A 21,694-nucleotide genomic window follows, 5' to 3' on the forward strand; every position below is an offset into this window, starting at 1 on the left:
AGCTGAGAACATCGGAAGCTGGGTGCGGTGAAAATCGCACGCCCAGATTTAACAGAGAGGTGCCCCGGATAATACCGGGCATCGACTCTACCATACGGAGTAGATACTACAACGAGCAATATAGAAGCTGTCCAAGGCGTATCCATTGTAATATTGGCGGTGAAGCCGCAGGTTCTAACCTCTGTTATGGCTATGCTTAAGGATAAAATTTCACCTGATGCTTTAGTAATTAGTATTGTGGGTGGAGTGGGTATTGCATCTTTATGCCAAGGGTTGAATCATCCTGCTGTTGTGCGTACCATGCCGAATATTGCAGTACAAGTTGGTCATGGAACTACGGTGTGGAGCGCATCATCAAGTGTGACAGAGGTACAGCGATCGCATACCCAAGTTATTTTACAAGCATTAGGTAAGGAATTTGCTACTCAAAATGAGCATTACCTTGATATGGCAACCGCTTTGAGTAGTGCCGGCACTGGATTTATATTTCTATACATCGAGGCGATGATTGATGCTGGCGTGCAGATGGGTTTAACTCGCACACAAGCTCAAGAACTAACATTGCATACGATTGCTGGCAGCGTAGAACTGATGTTTCAGACTGATGAACATCCAGCCGTCTTACGCAACAAGGTAACGAGTCCTGGGGGAGTTACTGCTGCTGGTCTTTACGAGTTAGAAAAAGGCGGTATGCGAACCGTCATTTCTAATGCAGTGCTTACTGCTTTGAGTCGGACTCAACAATTAGGTAATTTAAAAAATTAGTGGTAATTAAAATTTTTTATCAGTAATTATGACTGATTATTCAACACTCAAAAGTTTAAATAATTCGGAATTCGTTATAAAGTTTTGTATTAGCGAGTCCGCGTACCCCTAAATACAAAAGTTACCGATTATAGAATCGGGGGACTTAAAACCCACGGAGCTTGCTAAATATAATTTAAAATTATTGAAATTTATTTCCCTAATATGTCAACCCAAGTTGTTCAAGCTAAATCCTCAACAAATGCCTTTTCCGACTTTATTCAATTCTGGAAAGATGTAACAGCGATCGCTGGACATTGCTGGTATCCAACCTCGCCAGGGCAAAGAGCATTCTCAGACGTAATTCGTGCATGGGGAATGCTTATTCTCTTAATTTTACTAATAATTTAACTGGTAAGTATAACTGTTTTTAATAGTTTTATTAATCGCTATTTGAGCGATATCATTGTTGAAGAAAAAGATTATTCTAAATTTATTGAAATATTATTATTTTATGGTGTTGGACTTGTCTGCATAACCCTTTTAGTAGGATTTGCTAAATTTGTTAGACAACAAATCGCTCTTGATTGGTATCAATGGCTCAATAATTCAGATTTTAGATAAATATTTGAGTAATCGTGCTTATTATAAAATTAATTTTAGAGCCGATGTTGATAACCCAGATCAACGTTTATCTCAATAAATTCAACCCATTACCAGTAATGCTCTTAGTTTTTCAGCTACTTTTTTAGAAAAAATCCTGCAAATGACGACTTTTTTAATATTGTCTGGTCAATTTCACAACAGATAGCTTATGCCTTGTTTATTTATACAATTATAGGTAATTTGATTGCTGTTTACTTAGATCAAGAATTAATTAAAATTAATCAAGACGTAGAACTCAAAGATGTTTTGCAACAAGTAAATCTGCAAAACTTGCTCAGTCGAATTGAAGGCAGTGCATTAACGAACTATTCAGTTTCCACTATTAGAAGTAAGGGAAGTAAAGGGGAGTCTATCACTACTAGGAATGGCTTAACCTATCGCTATGATAAAAATACCAACGTGTTGAAATGGGTAAGAGTTTAGCGAACTCCAAAAAACAAATTTATAATCTGAGAAGAGGCTATACTTACTCTTTTTGATCGCTGCGAGCGCCAAGTTTTTAATACCTTAAATATAAGATAAAAAAGTATTGTAACAAGTGAATAATTTTGTAAGAAAGTAACTTAGTTTTCAGGTTAAATAATTACTATCTTAATTAGAACTTAAGAAAGCAAAAATAACTTTAAGGCTCAATTGCTAATTTTAGTTACTGTTAAGACTTTCATTTGACGTTGATTTTTATCATTTGCTGTTTTAAAAAAACTTAATTTACAAGAAATTATGAGTGAGAAATTCAACATGCTAAGAACAATCAAGTGGCAAAAATTAAATGACTGTGAAATGAATAATCAAAATTTCCAGGCATTGCTGAGAAACGAGATTCCATCAATTCGCATTCCTAAATTTGCTTCATCTGAAGAATGTAACAAATTAGCTCTAGCAATTGAGAAAGTTGGCTTTGATTTTTATAGAAATGTGGAGCCTCCAATAGGAAGAATTGGAATTACTCAATTTGAATATAGAAATAGGGATAAGTTAGGATATTTTGATGGAGTTAAAAAAGCCAACACAACTTATAATCAGGTAACTTCTTTATCTTTTGACCCGCTAAAACGCTTGGCAACTACTCTGCGCCAGAATGTCTCAAGTAAAGTCAAAATTGCTTATGAAGATGAAGCTTATGGGGATTATTTTGCAGGATTAATCCGTCAGATTAATATTGCCTTGTTACACATAGACTTTGCTCAATTAGATGCTCCAAATTGGGGAATAGGAAATATTACTTCACAGCTAGTATGGAATCTTTATGTAAAAGCGCCTAGCCAAGGAGGTGTCTGCAAAGTCTACAACCGACAGTGGCAGCCCGAAGATGAAAAATATAAAACTCCTGGTTCGTATGGCTACGATTCTTCTTTAGTAGCTAACTCAGAAGTAAAACATAATATTCCACTCATCGGAGATTTAGTCATCTTCAACAGCCGGAATTTTCATGAAGTATTACCAGGCATTGGAGAACGTATAACAATTAGCTCTTTTATTGGAAAAATGCCAGGAGGTGATTTAGTTTTTTGGTCGTAAAGGCAAATTAGAACCTATAAGTAAGTGGGTGTTAATATTTACAGCTAATTTATATTTATTCATATACATTGAATTTTCCTCACCGACTTACTTAACTTGTAATAGCTTAATACAATTGCTAGAATACACTAAAACTTGAAATTTCGACTACTGTATGTCTTCATTCCAACTTAATGTGAGGATTTCCAAATCTCTGAAAGATAAGCTTAATTAATGTTTACGTTCATCGCACTAGTGAATCGAGAAATGAGGTAGTAGTGAAAAGAACTTACCTGTTGTAGTAAAAATGCTTTTAGCCTAAGTATTAACTGGGTATTTAGGTAGTTTATTTATTGTCTTTTCTTTTTTTCAATAATCGTTATTAAAGTCAAGTAGAGAGATTTATCTATGTCCACAGTACTTGCTTATCTTGAAGACACGTATAAATTTACTGATACTGCTCACATTGAGTATGTTACCAATGATGACCGGGGTTATTATTGTGTACTCGATAGGACTGTGTTTTATCCACAGGGTGGTGGTCAGCCCTCAGATATAGGCACTATTGAAGCAAAAGGAGTTCAGCTTCCAATCACTTTCGTAAGCTTTGTAGATGGAGATGTTCGTCATTATGGAGATTTTTCATCTATATCCTTAAAAAAAGGCGAAGAGGTAACTTTATATATTGATGAAGCCCGTCGTATGCAGAATACTAAGGCTCATACAGCTGGACATCTTATGTACACCATAGTCGAATCCCTTGATAAAAATCTAATCGCAGTTAAAGGGTATCATTTTCCAGATGGTTCCTATGTAGAGTTTCAAGGAAGCCCTTCGTTTGAAAATACAGAAACATTTATTGCTGAAGTTAATACAAAAATTAGTGAAGCTTTAAATGAAGTTAGCAGTGTAGAAGCTTCACTAATTACGCCTGAAGAATTAGCAGTACGTTGGTCTAATATCTCTAATAATTTACCTCCAGGGAAACCTTTGAGAGTAGTGACAATTGCCAATCTTCATCCAACTCCATGTGGGGGGACTCATTTAAAATCACTTAATGAATTAAAAAATGTAGTAGTCACTAAAGCAAAACGTCAAAAAGGAAATCTCAAGGTCAGTTATAAATTTGAGTAAATTCAGGCTTTTTATTACGAGGTAACAATCGCATTTCCTTGATTTAGAATAATTGCCTTATTATTTTAATTTATCAGTTTGCTACCGAGACTTAGACTAGTTACCGGTGTTAAACTGTAAAGTCATGGTTTTTACATCTATGTTTACAGATGCAAAATATGAGGTTAAAAAAAAATTCATTTTTGAGTTCAAACCATAACTTACTTACTTTTTTATTAACTGTCTTAACTATCTCAAGAATTTACTTAAATGCCTTAACTTTCCTTGATTTTTATTTTCAGCTAAGAGAAGATAAGTCTGCACATGATAGAGCGATCGACTTTGGCACTATCTCTTGAGCGATTATTCTTTAGTTATATAAAAATATATAATTTTTTCTCAAAAAATTTGCTTTCTTCATAGGCTAATTTAGTTATCATTTCCCACTACACGTTTGCTGTGAAAAATTATGAACTATATTGTTACGTTTAAATATAATATTGGTTACAAAAGTACAAGCATCACTATTTATAGTAATTGACTTGACCATGAGATATCAGGTTGGTGGTAGCCTGAAGTATGATGACTCTACATATATTGTCCGTCAAGCAGACGAACAACTTTATACTGGATTAAAAACAGGAGATTTTTGTTATGTCTTCAACTGCCACCAATCAGGCAAATCATCTCTGCTACACCGAACTATTCATCGCTTAGAAAAAGAAAATCATATATGTGTTTATCTGAGTTTAGCTCTATTAGGTACTAATCAAATTACACCTATACAATGGTATAAAGGCATTATTTTCAGCTTGTTTCACAAGTTAAATCTGACAAAACAGGTCAACTTTGAAAGTTGGTGGGAGCAACAATCAGAGCTTGATCCTGTACAACGACTGTATCAATTTGTTGAACAGGTGTTGCTGAGAGAAATTCAAAATAATCGCATTTTCATCTTTATTGATAATATTAATAGCCTGCTAAGTTTGAATTTCCCGGTCAGCGATTTTTTTATCTGGATTCGTTACTGTTATGAGCAGCAAGCACACAACCCAAGTTTTCAACGCTTGAGTTTTGCTTTGTTTGGTGTAGCCAGTCCATCTAACTTAATTGCCGATCGACATCGAACTCCCTTTAAGATTGGTCAAGCAATTAAGTTATGTGACTTTCAATCAGATGAAGCTATGCCCTTAGCTGAAGGTTTAGAAGAAATAGTCAGCCAGCCACAGGCAATATTGCAGTATATTATTCATTGGACAAGAGGACAGCCGTTTCTCACCCAAAAGCTTTGTCAGTTAGTTGTGCAAGTTGCTTTGGAAAGTTATAAAAGAACGATTACTATACCGAACGGAGCTGAAGGATATTGGATAGAACAATTGGTGCGATCGCACATTATTCAACATTGGGAATTCCAAGATGAACCTCAACATCTTCGTACCATAAGAGATCGCTTACTTTTTGACGAACACAAAGCACGAAAGTTATTAAATATTTATCAACAGGTGTTAAAAGTAGAGGAACTAAGGAATAGGAACCCGATAGAGAACTTGATACCAGCCGATAATAGTGAAGAACAGACAGAACTGTTGCTATCTGGTTTGGTAGAAAATTATAACGGCTATCTAAGAGTTAAAAATCCGATTTACCGGAGTGTTTTTACTCCTCAATGGGTATCAAGACAGTTAGAAAATCTTCTCTTTTCTTAATAGGAACTAGTAATCAGAATACATCTGTTAGATAAGTTCTGCATTGCTTGTCTGAAAAACAAGTATAAATTGCTACTAAAAATACATCATCTAGTCGTATATCTGTGGACTTTGCTTGTGCATAATTTCTGCCAAGTTTTGATTATAAATAGTTATACAACTATTAATACTCAGTATTTAGAGTTATACTAAAGCGATAATATTTTTGCAACACACCAACAAAAAAGTCATAAATTATATAAGTTAAAAATATTACATTATTTAATCACATTTGTACAAATTCAGGCAAATACAAGTCCTTTATTTCTTCAGAGAGTTTTTGCAAAACTACCATCCAAACACCGAGTTGAAAAGTGGGAAAAGTGGGAAAAGTGGGAAAAGTAGGATAAATAGATAATTGATGTCAGTCTTTACTATCAAGCTAATATAATGTAACTTAGTTTATCAATGAAGGCAGGAAGAAAACTGCCCTCTGTCTCCTGCCCGTGACCGCAGGGAACAATAATGTATCAAAAGTTGCTCCGTCAAATTCCAGTTTCAGTAGGCAAATAGAAAAAATTATTGCTTGTGGCACTCATTTATAATAAATACTTGTAACAGCAATGTATAAAACTAAACGCAGACGAGGAGTTGTACTAACATCCACAGGAATTAAACGGTTACAATCAGCAATTCTTTCTGTGGAAATAGTAGAAAATAAAGGCGGACACTTGAGTTTAGAAGAAATAAGTTCGCGCATTCATGTTTCTAGTAGAACTTTGAGCAAATTATGGTCTTTAAGTGAAAGTGTAGATCAAAAAACTATAAAACTCTGCTTTAGTGCTTTTAATCTAGAATTACACAGCGAAGACTACACCATAGTCAACAAAGCAAATGAAACTGAAACATCTGAGTTATTGTCTATTGCAAATATAGAAAAAGATTTATCTCAACGTTCCAAATTAACCTCATTTGTCGAAGAACATCACACACAAACTGAACAGATAGAAAGTCTTTGGTCATACCCGGATGGACCCGTACCTTTAGATTCTCACTTTTATATTGAACGTCCTCCACTAGAGAGAAAGGTTTATCGAGAAATAACTCAAACGGGCTGCGTGATTCGGATTAGATCCCCCAAACAAATGGGTAAAAGTTCTCTTGTGTTGCGGCTTTGTGCCTTCGCACAGAAACTTGGGTATCAGACTGTGAATCTAAATTGCTACCAATTCGATAGTGATTGTCTAACTGATTTAAATAAACTGTTGCGTCGTCTTTGCTGGAAAATTGCAACAGTGTTAGGTATTGAACCCAACCTCAAAGAAAAATGGAATGAAGAAATTGGTTACAACTTGAGTAGCGGCTTCTATTTAGAAAACTATTTGCTCGAGCAATGTCAAAGCCCAGTAGTTTTAGTGTTGAATGAAGTTGACCGTTTTTTTGAATATCCTCACATTTGTCACGAGTTTTTTGCATTGTTGCGATCGTGGTGTGAGGAAGCACGACACAATCCCAACTGGCAAAAACTGAGGTTAGTAATGGTTTACTCAACCGAAGACTATATCTCTATGGATATTAACCTCTCTCCTTTTAATATTGGTCTACCTATTCGTATGAACGATTTTACTCAACCACAAGTAGAAGATTTAGCTAGGCGGTATAGTTTAGACTCGTTTAAAGCTAAAGATTTTACTCAACTAATGTCACTATTAGGAGGACATCCAGCACTAATTCAGATTAGTTTGTACTATCTTAAGTCTCGAGAAATGACCCTGCAAGAAATAATAGAGGAAGCGATGGCCAATGGTGGCATCTACCGCGATCATTTATGGCGACATTGGCTCAAACTGCAAGAAAATCCTAGACTGGCAAAGACCTTTGCTGAAATTGTGGCAGCAAAGCAAGATATTTCTCTTAATCCGATTGACACTTACAAGCTTGAAGGTTTGGGATTAATTCGCTTTGAGGGCGATCGCATCTTACCGCGTTGCGAACTCTACCGCGCCTATTTTGCAAAACAGCTATCGGTAATTGTTGGATAAAGCAACTATAGGGCACTCACTTGATATCAAGTACTGCATAGGCGCAGCCCGCACTTCTCTACGAGACGCTGCGCGTAGCTTGCTTCCACGTTCGCGCAGCGTCTCGTAGAGAAGTGGTACGGCAAAGCTCAATGACCACCGTAGGCATCGCAGTTTCGTTTCTTGCGCGGTACGGTATTACGTAATAGTTGTGCTAAGTGTAACAAACTAACTACGCCATTGAAGTTTCGATTTTGTCCTTATATAGCATCTCAGAATTCTGAATATCAAAGCCATCACTGTTGATTTTAGTATTATTTATTACTTTTAACCTGAATTACTCAAGTCAAATTTTCTCCCTTTTCTAAACTAGACCTCTTGCAAAAGTCCCTAACACCCCACCCCCAACACCTCCCCGCTCTTCGGGAGGGGGGACAAAGCGTAGCTTTGGCGGGGTGGGGTTCTTTCTTATTTTTGATTTATGGAAGAGGTCTACTGTTTAATTTGGACTTGATAATTGGCTACGGTGATTGCATTACTGAACTTTAATAAATTCATGTATGAATTTATTTAACTCAATAGTTTGAACAGTTGTAATTGCTACTGTGTATAAGTGGGCGATACTGGATTTGAACCAGTGACCCCATCCGTGTGAAGGATGTGCGCTACCCCTGTGCTAATCGCCCAAGATCTCCAATGTAGTAAGCATTTAAGCTATTTAATCTACTTACCTGAATTTGTCTCTTAACTGATTCTATGTCAATTTATGTCAGATTTCAGCAAGACAACTATATAAAGTTATGTAAAATATTGAGTATTTATTGACACTAGAGTTGTTGCTGGTTATGGTTGATACGGATTAAACATACAGATAAATCAGTAAAGGGCTACCATGCTAAATAAACAGCTTCTAGGAATAATAGGCGCTTTAATGTGCATACTGGGAATTTTCTTACCAGCAGCAGTTGATGGTCATTGTGCAGGTTTTTTTAAGTTTGACTGGGAAAATCCCTACTTTACTAGATTTACCTGTGCAGCTTCTCAGCAGGGAAACATATTAGGTTGGTGGGGAGATAGAACAGATTGGGGTTCAGCAGGTACTGAAAGATTAATAAGTGCCTTTTTAGTAGTGGCAATATTTGGACTTACTACAGCAGTAATTACCAAACTATACCCAATCATTTGGGTTTTAGTACCTATAATGATTGCTTGTACTATCAATTTACATAGTAAAGTAGTATATCCTTATGTAGTTTGGCACGCTTGGATAGCTTTTATGTTTGGGTATATTTTACTGATAATATCAGCGTGTACCAAAGAAACAAAGTCTATTTAATAAATTCAACAACCATAACTTAAATATAAAATTAAACCGCCATACTAATTAAGAAATCTACGGCATCATCCTCTTCAATATAGCTATCATCACTTTCTCTTCGCTTCCAAGCATAAGCAGCTAGAGCTAATGCCATTACACAATCTGTAGGTAAACCTTTATCTTCTAGCTTGTAGAATCTCATTTCAGTTTTAAGTTGCTTTAACCTATCCTGTTCATCATAAGGAATAACTAACTTAGCTTTCTCTACAATCCCTGCCAAGTTGGATAGCATCATAGTTTTGTGATTGTGCTTATTATGTCTAGCTGGCTTTTTAGTAGAGTTAATAGGTATACAAAGTAAACATTCTTCTTCAGTTAATTCTTTTTCAAGTGCTTCTTTTAAATATTGCCCAGCTAATGCAGTGGCATCATAGTAAAGTTCACCAGGGAATTGAGCCAACCTTCTCTTAACCCTTTCAATAGTTCCATTCTGGTCAAACAGTGGAGTCTTACTAATCCTTTCAAAAGCTACTATTCTAAGTTCTCTATCAATATATTGAAGTGTAATCAGTACAGTAGAGTCACTATTAGTACAACCTGCTACATCTACACCAGTAAAGAATTGTGAGTTGGGGCCACCTTTAGACAAGTAGGGATAATCATCAGAGCTACCATGTTCAGGTAAACAGAAGCCTGTAACTGGATCATCATAAGGGAAGAAGCATTCATTTCTTTCACCTTTTTCTATAGCTATATCTAAATAATTTCCAGCAAAGAATGTGGAACCGTAGTTAGCAAATTTACCATAGACTTCTTCTCTAACTTGAGCTTGAGTCATGTTAATCATGTTTGCCCTAATGGTTTCTTCAGGGTTTACTGGATTATCAAATTGACTAAACTCTGCGATCACAACAGATTTATCACCTTTAAGTTTTCTTTCTTTAAATTCACTCCATAACTTTCTAAAATAAATAGCACCTTGGCCAGCAGTTTCTCCCTCGCCCTGTGGTGTCGAAATAAAATATTTACGCCCACTAACTTCAGTTCCTCTGACATTTAATATTTTCATCCTTAAATGTTCTAAAGCATATTCACTAGCTGACTCATCTAATGTAGCTATATCTAGATAGAAACCTAAAATGAATCTTCCTCTTTGAACAGTAGCTTGAAACCAAATAATACTGTTTAAACAAGTTTCTATAAAAGGTGCTTGTCCATCAGAGATATGCTTAATAAACCCTATGCTAGTCAGAAAGGGGCTATCATTAACTAGATTGATTATTTCATCCTTTACTAACTTTGCTTGCTTTAAAGAGGGGGCACAGTTAATAGATTGAAAACGCTTACTATAGTCACCAAAGAAGGGGGAACTGGTAGGTCTTTTTCTATAGAATAAAAACCACAGGTGCATGAGAGCAGTAACAAATGTTTTACCACTTCTAGAACCTGCTTTAAGCACTCCCTCCTGGGCATTAACAGCTTGTCTTAACCATTGACGTTGTTTAGGATGTCCAACTATGGTATCTCCTGTTTCAGGGTGTATACGCTCTAATTCATTTAAATATAAATTAACCTTTTCCCCTAAAAAATACTTAACAAATAATATAGGGTCATTAGCTCCAGCTATAAATTGATTCCTTAATGTCTCAGATTTAAGAATCCCTTCAAGGTCAGAAGGGATGTTAGTAATATTCATTAGTCATCATCTCCCAACTCATATTGGATTTCTACGTCAGCAGGTTTAAGAGATAATAGCTCATCTACTTTAGTCCCAGGATTAGCAGACAAATAACCTTGAATCATATCCTGAATCAACTGTTTAGGTTCTACACTAAGTTGCTCATATAATGCCTTTAATGTAGATTCATTTTCATTTCTATCTCTAAGTTCTTTTCTCGTTTTTAAAGTGGCATTCATCTGAACTTGATGAATTTGAATAACTTTAGATATATCAGTAATAGCTTTGCTTAATCCATTAATGTTATTAGTTAATACTTCAATATCTCTAGCTTGCATACCAGTAGGATTAGCCATTGCTAATACAGCAGCATCATACCTATCAATAATCTGTGACTGATGTTCAATAAGTCTGCCTAACATAGCATCAGAAAGCATTAAGCTATCATCCAGTAAGCTTTCTTTAGAGTAATCAGTAGCTAATAGTTCCTTTCTTTCTTTAGTTGATAATGATTTAATAGCTCTCATATTTTGTTGTTTAATTAATATTGAATGTTGACCATGAGTAATTTTAGATTTAGCTCCTTTACCACCATGAGCAGCGCAGCATTTATAACCTATCATTACTTTATTTTTACACTGAGTACCATCTTTTTTAATACGGGTACATCTTTCAGGTAGTGCTCTATCCCCTTTTAAATATCTATATTTATAAACTGCACTTTCTTTATAGAACCCATTTGACATCTTATGAGGTTTTGAATTAAGGTACTCCTCAGCATCTACAATCCAATGCTAATGGCGTATTCCAGCAACCTCACTGATGCAGAATGGGAAATTTTTGAACCCTTATTGCAAGATATCTTACCGATTAAAAAGCAGACTAGACCGACCAACTGGACAAAGCGAGAGATATTCAATGGAATTCTCTATCAACTGAAAAATGGGTGCAATTGGCAAGACTTACCCAAGGATTTTCCGCCTTATTCCACCGTCTATTGGCACTACAAACAGTGGCGAGCGGCTGGGGTATTTGAGGAACTGATGAGTGTCTTACATGGAAAAGTGCGTGAACAGATTAAAAAAAACCGCACTGGACGACGTTGATCATCATTGACTCCCAAGCGGTGAAAAATACCTGCAATGCCAGTGTGGAGTCGAAAGGTTTTTGTTTTTACAAAGCCACCAACGGTATTAAAAGGCATCTGGCTATTGACACACTTGGGTTTCCCTTCTTTACACACTGCACTCGAGCCAATGTCTCGGATGATGCCGGATTAATTGAGATGCTTACTCTCAACATCGATTATTTCAAGTCAAAACCTCTTGATATTCCCAAGAGCACCATCCTGCTAGATCATGGATATCACCCAGAATATTTGACTCAGGAGTTAGAGCGGATTTACCCTGAGATCATGACCAAAATCCAGTTTCAACTTTCTACGAAACCCTCAAAACAAGAGAAAGCTGCACTTGGAAAATCTGGATTTGTTCCGGCAATAGCCAGATGGGTGATCGAACGCTCCAATGCTTGGATGGAGCGTTGTAAAATTCTGGTTAAGAACTTTGAACGAACCCTCGCTGGTGCCACTGCCAAACTCAACCTCTGCTTCATCAGGTTAATGATTAAAAGGCTTGCAGTCCCTTCCTAAGATGTCAAATGGGTTCTATATGAAGACAAAAAGATATCCTCCAATTGTTTATATAATTAAAGGATATCATATTAAAAATATAGATAAATAGGCTGATTACATCTTTGATTTATTGATTACAATTATTTTTATTTCTTTAACATCTAGTTCAATTGATTCTAATTTAGCAACTATTTTAGAATGAGCTTCAGTAGCATCACTTTGTAGAATAATTAAGTTTTTTTAATCTCTTCTGAATTAGAATTAATAGATTTAATAAATTGTTCTTGAGTAGATAAATAAGATTTAAATTCAGGAACTACATGTCTACTTATAAATTCAGTTAACTTTTTAGCTAAAAAGAATACTCCTATACCTACAATTGATAATGTAACTAATACTGTTAAAGCATTAGTTGTTACTGAATTTAAACCTATTTCATATATATCCTGTTGAATATCATGTTTATTAATCTTTTGAGTTTCAATTATTTTATTTAATTTGTCTATGCCAGGGTGAGAAGTAGATTCTTGTATATCCATAAATTGTATATATATTAATAATTCTATTTTTAAAGATTAAGCAGTCAGTATGAAGCCACATCATTACCCCTATATTAATTGTGCTTAATGCTGAAGTAGGTGCAGTACTAGGTAAAGCAGCGTATGTAAAAGTATTTCTTAAAGTAAAACTAGGAGTGGTAAGGGCTATTGAAGATGAACCTATAAGGTAACTACCTGCAAATACATTGTTTTCACAATATAAACCAGGTGCGCCGCTAGAAGCAATAGCAAACCAATACCATCCAGCATTTAAAGCTAAAGTTCCAGAAGATAAGCCAGGAGATCTAGTTCCAGTACCAGCAGTAGATTGATCTCCAACATCAACTATTAAAGTGTCAGGTAGACCAGTAGTAAAATTATTTGTATATAAGCCCCATCTCATAAATTGACTTGCTAAAGTTGTACCTTGTTGCACAGCTAAATTATCAATAGTAATATTATGAGCAATATAAAATGGTTGATAATTGATAGTATTAGCTATACATCCTGTAGTCAAATTAGTTAATCCTTCACTATAAGGATTCATTGGATAATATAAACCTGAACGAAAACCAGGATGTAAATCAGCAGCAGTTATAATTCTTCCGCTATTAGTAGAATTAATTGATAGTAATTGCCCATTTCTATTAATACTAGGACCATTTAAACCAATCTTGAAGGAATCTAAACTTGTTCCTTTAATATCAAAAGTTGAAGCCATATTTTATATTTATCTATTTAATAGTCATGAGGATATCTAATGTACCCTCATGTTAATTTAATTAATATTATTAAGCAGGATTACTATAATAAACTAGGACTCTTGCAGCACCAGCAGTTGATGTACTAGCAGCATAAGTAATAATCAAAGATTCAGCAGAAGCATTAGGTTGCTCATTAGGAGTAGAAACATATTTATCTTTAGCAGTTCCATACAAATCTACTAAATTACTTCCCATATATTTAGAAGTTGTTCCACTAATCCCTACTGTCGTTGTAGCAGTTCCAGTAGTCCAAGGAGTATCAATTATTACTTCCACTTGGCTAATAACAGCGTTAGCAGGGAGAGTAAACATGGATACACTTGATGCACTATTAAAAGCTAAAGAGGTAGTATCAATAAGAACACCATTGGTAGTGCCACCACCACTAACTGTTGTCCAGCTTGTTACACCAGAACCATTGGTAGTAAGGACTTGGCTAGGGGAACCAGCACTAGTAGGTAGTGTTAAAGTATAATCTGCGGTTTGACCACTAGCAGGTCTAGCAACTGTAATCTTCCAATCTGCACCAGTAGAAGCTGCATCAGAATTAATTACTAAAGCAGTATCATTAGTTGTTTCAAATTGAGAAGCAGTAACTTTCTTAAATGCACTATCAGCAGAATCTTTAACTTGTAAATCTCCTGCATTATTTTTAAGTCTTACACCTGCTTTTTCAATTTGAATAGAAGGTAAAGAAGTCCCTTTTAAATCTAAAATCTGAGCCATATTATTTATTAATAAGTTTTATATTATTTACTTTCAATTATAATGTATCCACTGCCACTAGTAGCTCCACTTCCTGCATCTAAGGTTAAGTTAATAGCAGTAGATGAAAGGTATTTATAAGTAGGATTAGTGCAGTATTCACCTATTTGATCAATATAAATTTGTGAGTTATTAGCTAGTCGGAAAGTATTAGTTGAATCACCTATTGAAATAGAAGCACCAGTTCCATTAAAGTTAAACCTGAGTGTGTTTGTTGACCATTAGAAGTATTGTTAATATAACAAGTAATACTTGCATTAACACTTCCCATATTAAGAGTATAAGTTACCGCAGAAGTGGTTGCGGGACTATCTAATATTTCTGCGGTTATATTACTATTTGTAGGGACTTTTATTTCATGAATAATAGTAGTACCTCTTTTAATATTTATATATATATTAGAAGCCCCCATAGTTGCCACTAAACCATTAGCAAATATTCTGACTAATACTTTACTAGTAGAACTTGAAGGAGTAATAGATGCTGTATAAATAGTACTAGTTCCTAAAGCAGCTCCTGTATAAGCTACTTGACCAGCATCTTCTACTGATTTAATTTGTATTACTCCAGCAGTAGAAGGACTCTTAGGTATATAAGCACCACTAGCTGAAACATAGGTTAGTACCTGATTATTTGTAGGAGCAGTAGTATCTATTGGTATACCCCTAAATTGAGAAGCATTCCATTGTGCTGTGTTATTACCTACAGTTGCAGCAGTAACATCTGCTGATCTTGCTATAGTAGAAGGAATCTGAGCAACAGGAATTAAAGTACCTCCGTCTAAACTTGCAACACCATTTTGAGCACCTCTAGTAGAAGTAGCTAATGCTCCAACTTGAGCAGCAGTTACAGAGTGAGGATTACTGGTATTACTTGTGTGAGTAGTTAAATCACTATTCCTAGCAATTGTTGTAGGAATTTGAGCAATAGGAATTAAAGTAGATGCATCAAGTGAAGCCACACCATTAGCAGCAGCCCTAGCTGTAGTTGCGATCGCGCCTACTTGAGCAGCAGTTGTACTATGTGGATTACTTGTGTTACTGGTATGAGAAGTAAGTGAACTTGAATCAGCTTTAGTTGATAAACCAGCACTTAACTCTGTATCCCTTGTGATTGAGTCAGGTATTTGGGAATCAGGAATCTTAGCACCAGTATCTAAAGTAGCAACACCATTTGCAATTCCTTTATCTGTAATAGGTATTGCTCCAGTTTGTGCAGCAGTTACTGAGTGAGGGTTAGATGTATTGGTAGTATGCGTAGTTAATGAAGTACTAGAAGCAGCACCAAGGGCAGTAAGAGCAGCAGATGCAGATGTGCTACCTGTTCCACCTTTAACAATAGAAAGGGTTCCTCCCAAGTTATTCAGAGTCAAATTAGCTTCAGTTACATCAATATCAACTTCAGAATTAGTAGTATCATTTACAATAGAAATTTTATTGGAAGCTGCATTAATATTTTTAAATTCTAAATTAACCCCTGTCTTTTGTTTAAATAAACCTACACCCCCTACCCCAACATTTGATGCTGTGTTTACTTCACCACTACCACCAGCAGATATTGTTTGATTAATCCATTTGCCAGTAGTAGAGTTATAAGTTAGAGCTTGTCCATTAGAAGGAGAAGTAAGTGTAACATCAATTAATTCAGTTAATGCATCTCTAGCACTAAGTAAAGCATCCGTTTCTATTTTAGTATAAGTAGTAGATTTGTTAGCTTTATTAGCTAACAAATTATCTGTTTGAATAGAGGTATAATAATTGGTTAAATCAGTACTTCCACCACTGGTAGAAAGAGTTTGATTAATCCATTTCCCTGTAACAATGTCATCATAAACTAAAATTTGTCCATTAGTAGGAGAAACAACACTAACATCTTGTAAATCAATTAAATTAACTGGATTATTGTTTATTAAATTATCTACTTCTTCTTGAGTATAGTAATCGCTTAAATCAATACTAGATGCATTAGTTCCTTGAGCTAATATATCCCAATCTAAAGCTTCATCGCTTGGTTCTTCTGTAGTAGTTTTATTGGCTCTATAAGAAGAACCATTGTGACTAACAGCTTGATTTTTATAATAAGTTTTGGTGGAGAGATATTCACCTCCCCATATAACTGATATTCCATTCATATTTAATAACTATGTAATTGTCCAGATATATATAATTCAGTGTTAGGAGTAATTCCCCTTACTACTATTTTAATAACATTAGTGTTAATTAATGAGTAACTCTTAGTAATAGCATTATCAATAGTTTCTGGGCTAACATCTTCCCAAGTAAGATCATTTAATGCTTGTAGAGTAAAGCCAATATTTTCAGAACCAATTAATGTTATATCTAATCTCTTATATTTAGTAACTGTAATAAATCCACCAACGTAAGTCGATGCATCTAGTATAGAAGGAATACCAAAATCAGTAGAGTCTAAATCTTTTGTTATTAAAGGAACTGTGTCTTCTAAATCAGTTTGGTAATCAACTAAGTAACTAATAGTAAATTGCCCTGAAGAAGTCCAAGCTCCATTAGTAGCAGTCTTCTCTATTAGTGAAGCTTTATTTTCTAATTCATAAGCTCTACCAAGTTCTTTTAATTCAATAGAAGATAGTCTCTTTTGGTCGCCAACAGATAATTCTTTATCTTCTTCTCTAGCAATCTCAGCTAATTTAGCATTCTTTTCAGCTTCAATAATAGTCAATCTTTCAGCTAAAGTTAATTGACCTGATGCACTACTACCAGAAGTTTGAGTAGAAGAAACTTGCAACTTTTCTTTCCAGAAAGCAGAAGCTGTAATTTCATTTAAGATGTGAATTCTTAAGTAAGCAAGAATTAACGTTTCATAGTTAGCTTTGCAAGCACTAATTAATGATTCATTCTTTTCAATGTCTAAACCAGCAGCAGTTTGTAACTTAGTAACAGGATCAGAAACTAAAAAGTATTTAACGCCAGCAGCTATAGTATTAAAAGCATCAGCATGATTAGCAGTGATAACAGTTAAATCAACAATCTCTAGTTCTTCTTCAGAAGACTGATAAACTATAATATCCATTACAGGAATAGCTGAGTTAACATTTAGTTTTTCAGCTACTACATATAAATTTAAAGCTTGACCAGCAGTTTTCCCTTCTACTCTTACTCTAGTTCCTTCATCATAAGCTATAAGAACATTACTAAAAGTAGTATTATTATTAATAGCACTTGTTAACCCAGCAGTTACGTTAGCAATACTATTAGCACTAGCTACAAAACTAACAGTAGTAGTTCCATAAGTAACTCTAAAAGAATTCCCTGTAGCAACAATAGTAGGAGTTAAGTAGCTAATTTCTTTAATAGCAGCTATTACTTCAGAAGCAGGTAAAGGGCCTATGTCAACTAATCCTTTACTAACTAAATCACTAATAGAAGAGTAGGTAGTTTTCTTAAGAGTATCTTCATCATATTGCGATCCATAGATATCAGCTATCTGAGGTCTAAGATAAGTAGTCTCAAATAAGTCCCAACTAATAGAAGTAGTCATATATAATTTTTATAAATTAGGTTTAAAATTAAGAACTGGTACATAGCCAGCATCTTTTACGTCTACATACAATGCACCATTAAATACTTTATTTAAAAAATCAGGCTGAAGAAGAATAGTTAAATCTGATTTGTAGTAATAACCTTGATATCTTAAAAGAGTTTTATAACTATCAACAGTTGGTTTAGTAAATATGACCTTTAATTTTTCTTGAAGAGTGCCACTATTATCTATAGTTACATCGTTGTATACAAGACCCTTATATAGAGGGCCAAAAATAGAAGTATCAAGAGAACCATTAATATTTAAATTTGGTCTAACACCTTTTATTCTACTTACACTTTGAGCATTATCTATTCTATATTCTGGAATAGTAGTATCACCTGTAAAAGTATTTACAGAATTAAGAGCATAAACTCTTAAATTTTGTTGTGATAAAGGAGCTTGTATAAGATGATTAGAGGCATATACTATATCTGTGGGGTCTTTAGGAACATAAACAAGCTTTGGATTAAAATCATAAGGTTGCTTTCTTATTTGGTCAGCTATCTTAGTCCAAAATTCAGGTTTACTTTTTAATTGATTTAATAAATTATCTATGTAATTTAATACTTTAGTAGCAATAATATTAACTTCAGTTAAAGCTTTAAATCCAAAAGCATTTCTATATAAAAGGTATAATCCTTTATTATTCTCATAAGTATAATAGTTAGTATTAAAAGTGTAATCATATATATCATCAGGGTCAGTACTAGGGGGTACTCCATAAATAATATTATATAAATAATTTATCATCTCTGGAGTTAGATTTAATTTAAGAACAGACCTTTGTGGATCATCCATATAATTAAGTAAAGTTAAAGTCAAACATAGAAGGAGAGGAAGTTATTTTAACTTCTGTAGCAGGTTTAGAAGATAATTGAATTACTACTACCCCTTCATCTAATATGTTATTTTGAGCAACTTTAAAGTATTGTTTATTATTTTTTAAATCTATAAAAGGTGCATCAAATCTTAAATTATAAGAGACTAGTTTATCTCCATCTGGTACTTGAGGATACCAATAATAAGGTATTGTAGTAATCAATAGAACATCAGCATTTTTAGTAGAAACTGCACCAGTCGGTAAAGTAGGTAATTCTATACCCGGACTAATTTGTGCCCTTCTAATACCTTCTAATAAATACCCAGGTAAAGCCCAAGCTCTTTTAGTTTTCTGTATAACTTGAGGACCTTGAACTGCATTCTGTACTAATTTAAAACTAACACTATAATCATTTACATTATAGTTAATATTTGAAGTAATGTTCTCTGTGTAATCCATTACTACTATCCCACTAAATTGAGATACAAGGTGAGCTATAGAATATTGTTTAGCTATTAACTCATAGTTTTCAATTGACCTAATAAGACTCATATTGTTATTCCTGATATACTTAAAATCTTCTGCAATACTGCAACGTCTACTTCTACTTTGCTAGCACCACCACCTGAGAGGAAATATAAATTACCTGGATCAATATTTCGTTCTATATCAAATGTTCCCCCTGTAAGTATTTCATAAGTCATTACAGTCTGTATACCACCGTCTGTGGCTCCATCATAAGATAAAGTTAAATTGTCATATTGCAATACTAAAGAAGTATAGGTTTGATAATCCCTTACTCTTAAATTCAAGTTACTAACATTACGTTTCCAGAACTTTAAGCAAGTAGATTTGCAATAATTAATTAATGATATTAAGAACTCATTTGTTTGACTCCTTAAATGAATAACTAATGGATCAATACCATTTATAGAACTAAGATATTCATAATTATCTATTTCATCTAAAGTAGGAAGTCTTAGTATTTTATTATTTAAATAGTCTTCAGCGTAATCAATAATAACAGAAGGATCTCCAGGATTAACTACTTGACTTCCACCTAAGTTAACTGAACCATCTCCATATTGTTGACTACTAGTAGGTTTAGTTCTTAAAGTAGCAGGAGTAGAAACAATTTGCTGTCTTAAAGATGTACTACTAATTGGCAAAGTGAAAGGTAATAATCTCCATTTCTCCACATTAGTAAGAGTACCAGTTATACCTAATAAGCTATAAGCAGCTTTAGCTATTTCGTCAGAGAATGTTACACCACCAATATCAAAAGCATTAATAGAATTACTAATCCAATAACTATCAGTAAAATTAGGAAGATATCTATTATTTAAATACGCACTATTTAGAGGGGTTGATAAATCTTTAACTGTAGCTTGTACATTTACAAATCCAGCTAAATAAGGTCTTAAGGTACTACCATCATTTATACCTGAAGTTAATTCTAAATTCTTTACAGCTAATAAATTAACTGGTGATTCACAAGTTCCTGAAGCTACTAATGCTGGAGTGCTACTGACATCGTAGATTTCAAAATAACCTTTACTTAAATTATCTAAAGCATTTACTTCATAAGCAGTAGGAGTGAGTAAAGTATTAGTTCCACTGGTTTTTCTAGGTATACTATCTGTTTTAAACCAAGTTTTTAATATGCAAGTTTTAGGAACACCTGATTTATTAATAGATAATATTTCTAATTGATGTCCTAATAAAGCTCTGCCAACTACAATACTATCTAAAGTGTAAAGTGAGTTTTTATAAGTAATAGTTTTAATACTAGTGTTAAATGGTAAATCATTAGGAAACCCATAAGTAGTTTGATTAGGTGAGCTAGGGTCACTAGGATTACTATCACTACCTGAATAACTTCCTATATTGAGATTACTACTTGAAGAGTATTTAGATAAAGCATTTAAAGCAGTTATTGTAGAGCCAGTAGTAGCAGAAGCTAAAGTTCCTATTTGTCTCCAATCATAGTTAATCCCTGAATAATTCACACTAGCATCTAAAGCATTTATAATCTTATTAAATTCAAAACTGCTATTATAACTACTACCATCAGCACCAGTTCTAATTTTAAAATTACTTGGGAAGAACCATTGGTATTCTCCACTTTCAGGATAAGCTGGGTTAGCGACATTTTCAGGGATAGGAATTAAAACTTGTTGTACATCTACCGCTTTATTAAATATAATTTCACACTTAATAGGGCCACCATACAGAAAGGTTAAAGCACCAGCAGGAGCATTAACATCTGCCACACCTTCTAAACCTACATCATCAAATAAACCTGAACTGATATAAGGGTAAGCAATTAATCTAGGAGTATTAGGTGATTGTCTAGGTTGTAATTTAATAGACAAAGGACTTTGAATTCTTACAACTTGTGAAGGAATAAAAGAGCCAGTAGTGCTGGTATTACTAATAATAGATGATCGTGTGCTAGAGGAATATCTAATCTCATACTCAGCAGGAGTTATTATTCTTGTACTAGTTAAAACTGAAGTGTTATTTGGATTAGGTAAAGGTCTTTGTACTTTTTTAATCCAATCATAATAAGTTCTATAAGCCGCCGCCCAAAGTCTCATTAAACCATAAGGATTTATATTAGCTCTAGTTAATCCCCCTGCTACCCACATATCAATTAAACTATTAAAATTAGCAGGGTTTCCAGCTTGACCAGATAAACCTACTGTACACCCAGGAATAAAAGCAGGGTCCTCAGAGATTGTTAAAGGAAGGGTAGAGGTAGTTATAGTAAAATCAGTTGAATTAGGAAACTTTTTTAAAAACTGTATTACCTTATTTTTATGTAGAGGATTAGACATTTAAGTTTCTTATTATTTATGAAAGAGGGAGATTAAATAATGTCTCCCTC

Annotated in this window: 19 protein-coding genes, 1 tRNA gene and 1 pseudogene; 10 read left to right on the forward strand and 11 right to left on the reverse strand. The window is 34.2% G+C overall.

Features of this window, described 5'->3' with window-relative positions; genetic code table 11:
• The 7 genes and pseudogenes from V7K44_RS19330 to V7K44_RS19360 all read left to right on the forward strand — a co-directional run.
• The coding region (locus V7K44_RS19330; RefSeq protein ID WP_334933524.1) for a hypothetical protein at positions 1 to 200 on the forward strand (200 nt) is incomplete at its 5' end.
• Positions 151 to 765: a pyrroline-5-carboxylate reductase gene (gene proC, locus V7K44_RS19335; RefSeq protein ID WP_334933630.1), complete on the forward strand. Its 615-nt coding sequence runs from the start codon at positions 151 to 153 to the stop codon at positions 763 to 765. The genes V7K44_RS19330 and proC, both read left to right, overlap by 50 nt.
• A 204-nt stretch (positions 766 to 969) precedes the next feature.
• Positions 970 to 1,638, forward strand: a pseudogene (locus tag V7K44_RS19340) (ABC transporter ATP-binding protein/permease); the annotation flags it as partial.
• Positions 1,639 to 2,130: 492 nt separating this feature from the next.
• Positions 2,131 to 2,928 (forward strand): 2OG-Fe(II)-dependent halogenase WelO5 family protein, encoded by a 798-nt coding sequence (locus tag V7K44_RS19345; protein ID WP_334933525.1) that lies wholly within the window; start codon positions 2,131 to 2,133, stop codon positions 2,926 to 2,928.
• Positions 2,929 to 3,315: 387 nt separating this feature from the next.
• Positions 3,316 to 4,041, forward strand: a complete 726-nt coding sequence (locus tag V7K44_RS19350) for an alanine--tRNA ligase-related protein (RefSeq protein WP_334933526.1) — start codon at positions 3,316 to 3,318, stop codon at positions 4,039 to 4,041.
• 479 nt (positions 4,042 to 4,520) lie between these two features.
• The gene (locus V7K44_RS19355) at positions 4,521 to 5,726 is read left to right on the forward strand and encodes an AAA-like domain-containing protein (RefSeq protein WP_334933527.1); all 1,206 of its coding nucleotides are present in this window, start codon (positions 4,521 to 4,523) and stop codon (positions 5,724 to 5,726) included.
• A 602-nt stretch (positions 5,727 to 6,328) separates the two neighbouring features.
• Entirely contained in the window at positions 6,329 to 7,747 is a 1,419-nt protein-coding gene (locus V7K44_RS19360) for an AAA-like domain-containing protein (protein ID WP_334933528.1), read from the forward strand.
• A 593-nt stretch (positions 7,748 to 8,340) separates the two neighbouring features.
• Here V7K44_RS19360 and V7K44_RS19365 read toward each other — a convergent pair.
• Positions 8,341 to 8,412: transfer RNA gene (locus V7K44_RS19365), tRNA-Val, on the reverse strand.
• A 206-nt stretch (positions 8,413 to 8,618) separates the two neighbouring features.
• Here V7K44_RS19365 and V7K44_RS19370 point away from each other — a divergent pair.
• Positions 8,619 to 9,062 (forward strand): hypothetical protein, encoded by a 444-nt coding sequence (locus V7K44_RS19370; protein WP_334933529.1) that lies wholly within the window; start codon positions 8,619 to 8,621, stop codon positions 9,060 to 9,062.
• 31 nt (positions 9,063 to 9,093) lie between these two features.
• Here the strand turns inward: V7K44_RS19370 and V7K44_RS19375 are convergent, their stop codons facing one another.
• Both V7K44_RS19375 and V7K44_RS19380 read right to left on the reverse strand, forming a co-directional pair.
• Positions 9,094 to 10,740 (reverse strand): hypothetical protein, encoded by a 1,647-nt coding sequence (locus V7K44_RS19375; protein WP_334933530.1) that lies wholly within the window; start codon positions 10,738 to 10,740, stop codon positions 9,094 to 9,096.
• The gene (locus tag V7K44_RS19380; RefSeq protein ID WP_334933531.1) at positions 10,740 to 11,468 is read right to left on the reverse strand and encodes a hypothetical protein; all 729 of its coding nucleotides are present in this window, start codon (positions 11,466 to 11,468) and stop codon (positions 10,740 to 10,742) included. The genes V7K44_RS19375 and V7K44_RS19380 overlap by 1 nt, the downstream gene beginning before the upstream one ends.
• Positions 11,469 to 11,519: 51 nt before the next feature.
• On the opposite strand from V7K44_RS19380, the gene V7K44_RS19385 reads away from it, so the two are divergent.
• A complete protein-coding gene (locus V7K44_RS19385) occupies positions 11,520 to 11,828 on the forward strand; it encodes a transposase (RefSeq protein WP_334933532.1) in 309 nt (102 codons plus the stop codon).
• Positions 11,825 to 12,373 carry a transposase gene (locus V7K44_RS19390; RefSeq protein WP_334933533.1) on the forward strand — a complete coding sequence of 183 codons (549 nt, stop codon included), beginning with the start codon at positions 11,825 to 11,827 and terminating at the stop codon, positions 12,371 to 12,373. Before V7K44_RS19385 ends, V7K44_RS19390 begins: the two co-directional genes overlap by 4 nt.
• 212 nt (positions 12,374 to 12,585) lie before the next feature.
• Here the strand turns inward: V7K44_RS19390 and V7K44_RS19395 are convergent, their stop codons facing one another.
• From V7K44_RS19395 to V7K44_RS19430, 8 genes are all read right to left on the reverse strand, one after another.
• On the reverse strand, positions 12,586 to 12,894 hold the full coding sequence (locus tag V7K44_RS19395) for a hypothetical protein (protein ID WP_334933534.1): 309 nt from the start codon (positions 12,892 to 12,894) through the stop codon (positions 12,586 to 12,588).
• The gene (locus tag V7K44_RS19400; RefSeq protein WP_334933535.1) at positions 12,845 to 13,615 is read right to left on the reverse strand and encodes a hypothetical protein; all 771 of its coding nucleotides are present in this window, start codon (positions 13,613 to 13,615) and stop codon (positions 12,845 to 12,847) included. The genes V7K44_RS19395 and V7K44_RS19400 overlap by 50 nt, the downstream gene beginning before the upstream one ends.
• Before the next feature lie 70 nt (positions 13,616 to 13,685).
• Positions 13,686 to 14,384 carry a hypothetical protein gene (locus V7K44_RS19405; protein WP_334933536.1) on the reverse strand — a complete coding sequence of 233 codons (699 nt, stop codon included), beginning with the start codon at positions 14,382 to 14,384 and terminating at the stop codon, positions 13,686 to 13,688.
• A 202-nt stretch (positions 14,385 to 14,586) separates the two neighbouring features.
• The gene (locus V7K44_RS19410) at positions 14,587 to 16,554 is read right to left on the reverse strand and encodes a hypothetical protein (RefSeq protein ID WP_334933537.1); all 1,968 of its coding nucleotides are present in this window, start codon (positions 16,552 to 16,554) and stop codon (positions 14,587 to 14,589) included.
• 2 nt (positions 16,555 to 16,556) lie between these two features.
• On the reverse strand, positions 16,557 to 17,939 hold the full coding sequence (locus V7K44_RS19415) for a hypothetical protein (protein ID WP_334933538.1): 1,383 nt from the start codon (positions 17,937 to 17,939) through the stop codon (positions 16,557 to 16,559).
• Positions 17,940 to 17,948: 9 nt separating this feature from the next.
• The gene (locus tag V7K44_RS19420; RefSeq protein WP_334933539.1) at positions 17,949 to 18,782 is read right to left on the reverse strand and encodes a hypothetical protein; all 834 of its coding nucleotides are present in this window, start codon (positions 18,780 to 18,782) and stop codon (positions 17,949 to 17,951) included.
• A 4-nt stretch (positions 18,783 to 18,786) separates the two neighbouring features.
• Entirely contained in the window at positions 18,787 to 19,356 is a 570-nt protein-coding gene (locus V7K44_RS19425) for a hypothetical protein (RefSeq protein ID WP_334933540.1), read from the reverse strand.
• Positions 19,353 to 21,644, reverse strand: a complete 2,292-nt coding sequence (locus V7K44_RS19430; protein WP_334933541.1) for a hypothetical protein — start codon at positions 21,642 to 21,644, stop codon at positions 19,353 to 19,355. Before V7K44_RS19430 ends, V7K44_RS19425 begins: the two co-directional genes overlap by 4 nt.
• Positions 21,645 to 21,694: the final 50 nt, after the last annotated feature.

The organism is Nostoc sp., assembly GCF_036917235.1.
Classification (GTDB): domain Bacteria; phylum Cyanobacteriota; class Cyanobacteriia; order Cyanobacteriales; family Nostocaceae; genus Nostoc.

What these genes read in the sequence shown, in the direction of transcription:
- V7K44_RS19345 (WP_334933525.1), top strand. Translation starts at nt 2,131, where the DNA reads ATGAGTGAGAAATTCAACATGCTAAGAACAATCAAGTGGCAAAAATTA.
- V7K44_RS19350 (WP_334933526.1), top strand. Translation starts at nt 3,316, where the DNA reads ATGTCCACAGTACTTGCTTATCTTGAAGACACGTATAAATTTACTGAT.
- V7K44_RS19360 (WP_334933528.1), top strand. Translation starts at nt 6,329, where the DNA reads ATGTATAAAACTAAACGCAGACGAGGAGTTGTACTAACATCCACAGGA.
- V7K44_RS19370 (WP_334933529.1), top strand. Translation starts at nt 8,619, where the DNA reads ATGCTAAATAAACAGCTTCTAGGAATAATAGGCGCTTTAATGTGCATA.
- V7K44_RS19375 (WP_334933530.1), bottom strand. Translation starts at nt 10,740, where the DNA reads ATGAATATTACTAACATCCCTTCTGACCTTGAAGGGATTCTTAAATCT.
- V7K44_RS19380 (WP_334933531.1), bottom strand. Translation starts at nt 11,468, where the DNA reads ATGTCAAATGGGTTCTATAAAGAAAGTGCAGTTTATAAATATAGATAT.
- V7K44_RS19385 (WP_334933532.1), top strand. Translation starts at nt 11,520, where the DNA reads ATGGCGTATTCCAGCAACCTCACTGATGCAGAATGGGAAATTTTTGAA.
- V7K44_RS19395 (WP_334933534.1), bottom strand. Translation starts at nt 12,894, where the DNA reads ATGGATATACAAGAATCTACTTCTCACCCTGGCATAGACAAATTAAAT.
- V7K44_RS19400 (WP_334933535.1), bottom strand. Translation starts at nt 13,615, where the DNA reads ATGGCTTCAACTTTTGATATTAAAGGAACAAGTTTAGATTCCTTCAAG.
- V7K44_RS19405 (WP_334933536.1), bottom strand. Translation starts at nt 14,384, where the DNA reads ATGGCTCAGATTTTAGATTTAAAAGGGACTTCTTTACCTTCTATTCAA.
- V7K44_RS19410 (WP_334933537.1), bottom strand. Translation starts at nt 16,554, where the DNA reads ATGAATGGAATATCAGTTATATGGGGAGGTGAATATCTCTCCACCAAA.
- V7K44_RS19415 (WP_334933538.1), bottom strand. Translation starts at nt 17,939, where the DNA reads ATGACTACTTCTATTAGTTGGGACTTATTTGAGACTACTTATCTTAGA.
- V7K44_RS19420 (WP_334933539.1), bottom strand. Translation starts at nt 18,782, where the DNA reads ATGGATGATCCACAAAGGTCTGTTCTTAAATTAAATCTAACTCCAGAG.
- V7K44_RS19425 (WP_334933540.1), bottom strand. Translation starts at nt 19,356, where the DNA reads ATGAGTCTTATTAGGTCAATTGAAAACTATGAGTTAATAGCTAAACAA.
- V7K44_RS19430 (WP_334933541.1), bottom strand. Translation starts at nt 21,644, where the DNA reads ATGTCTAATCCTCTACATAAAAATAAGGTAATACAGTTTTTAAAAAAG.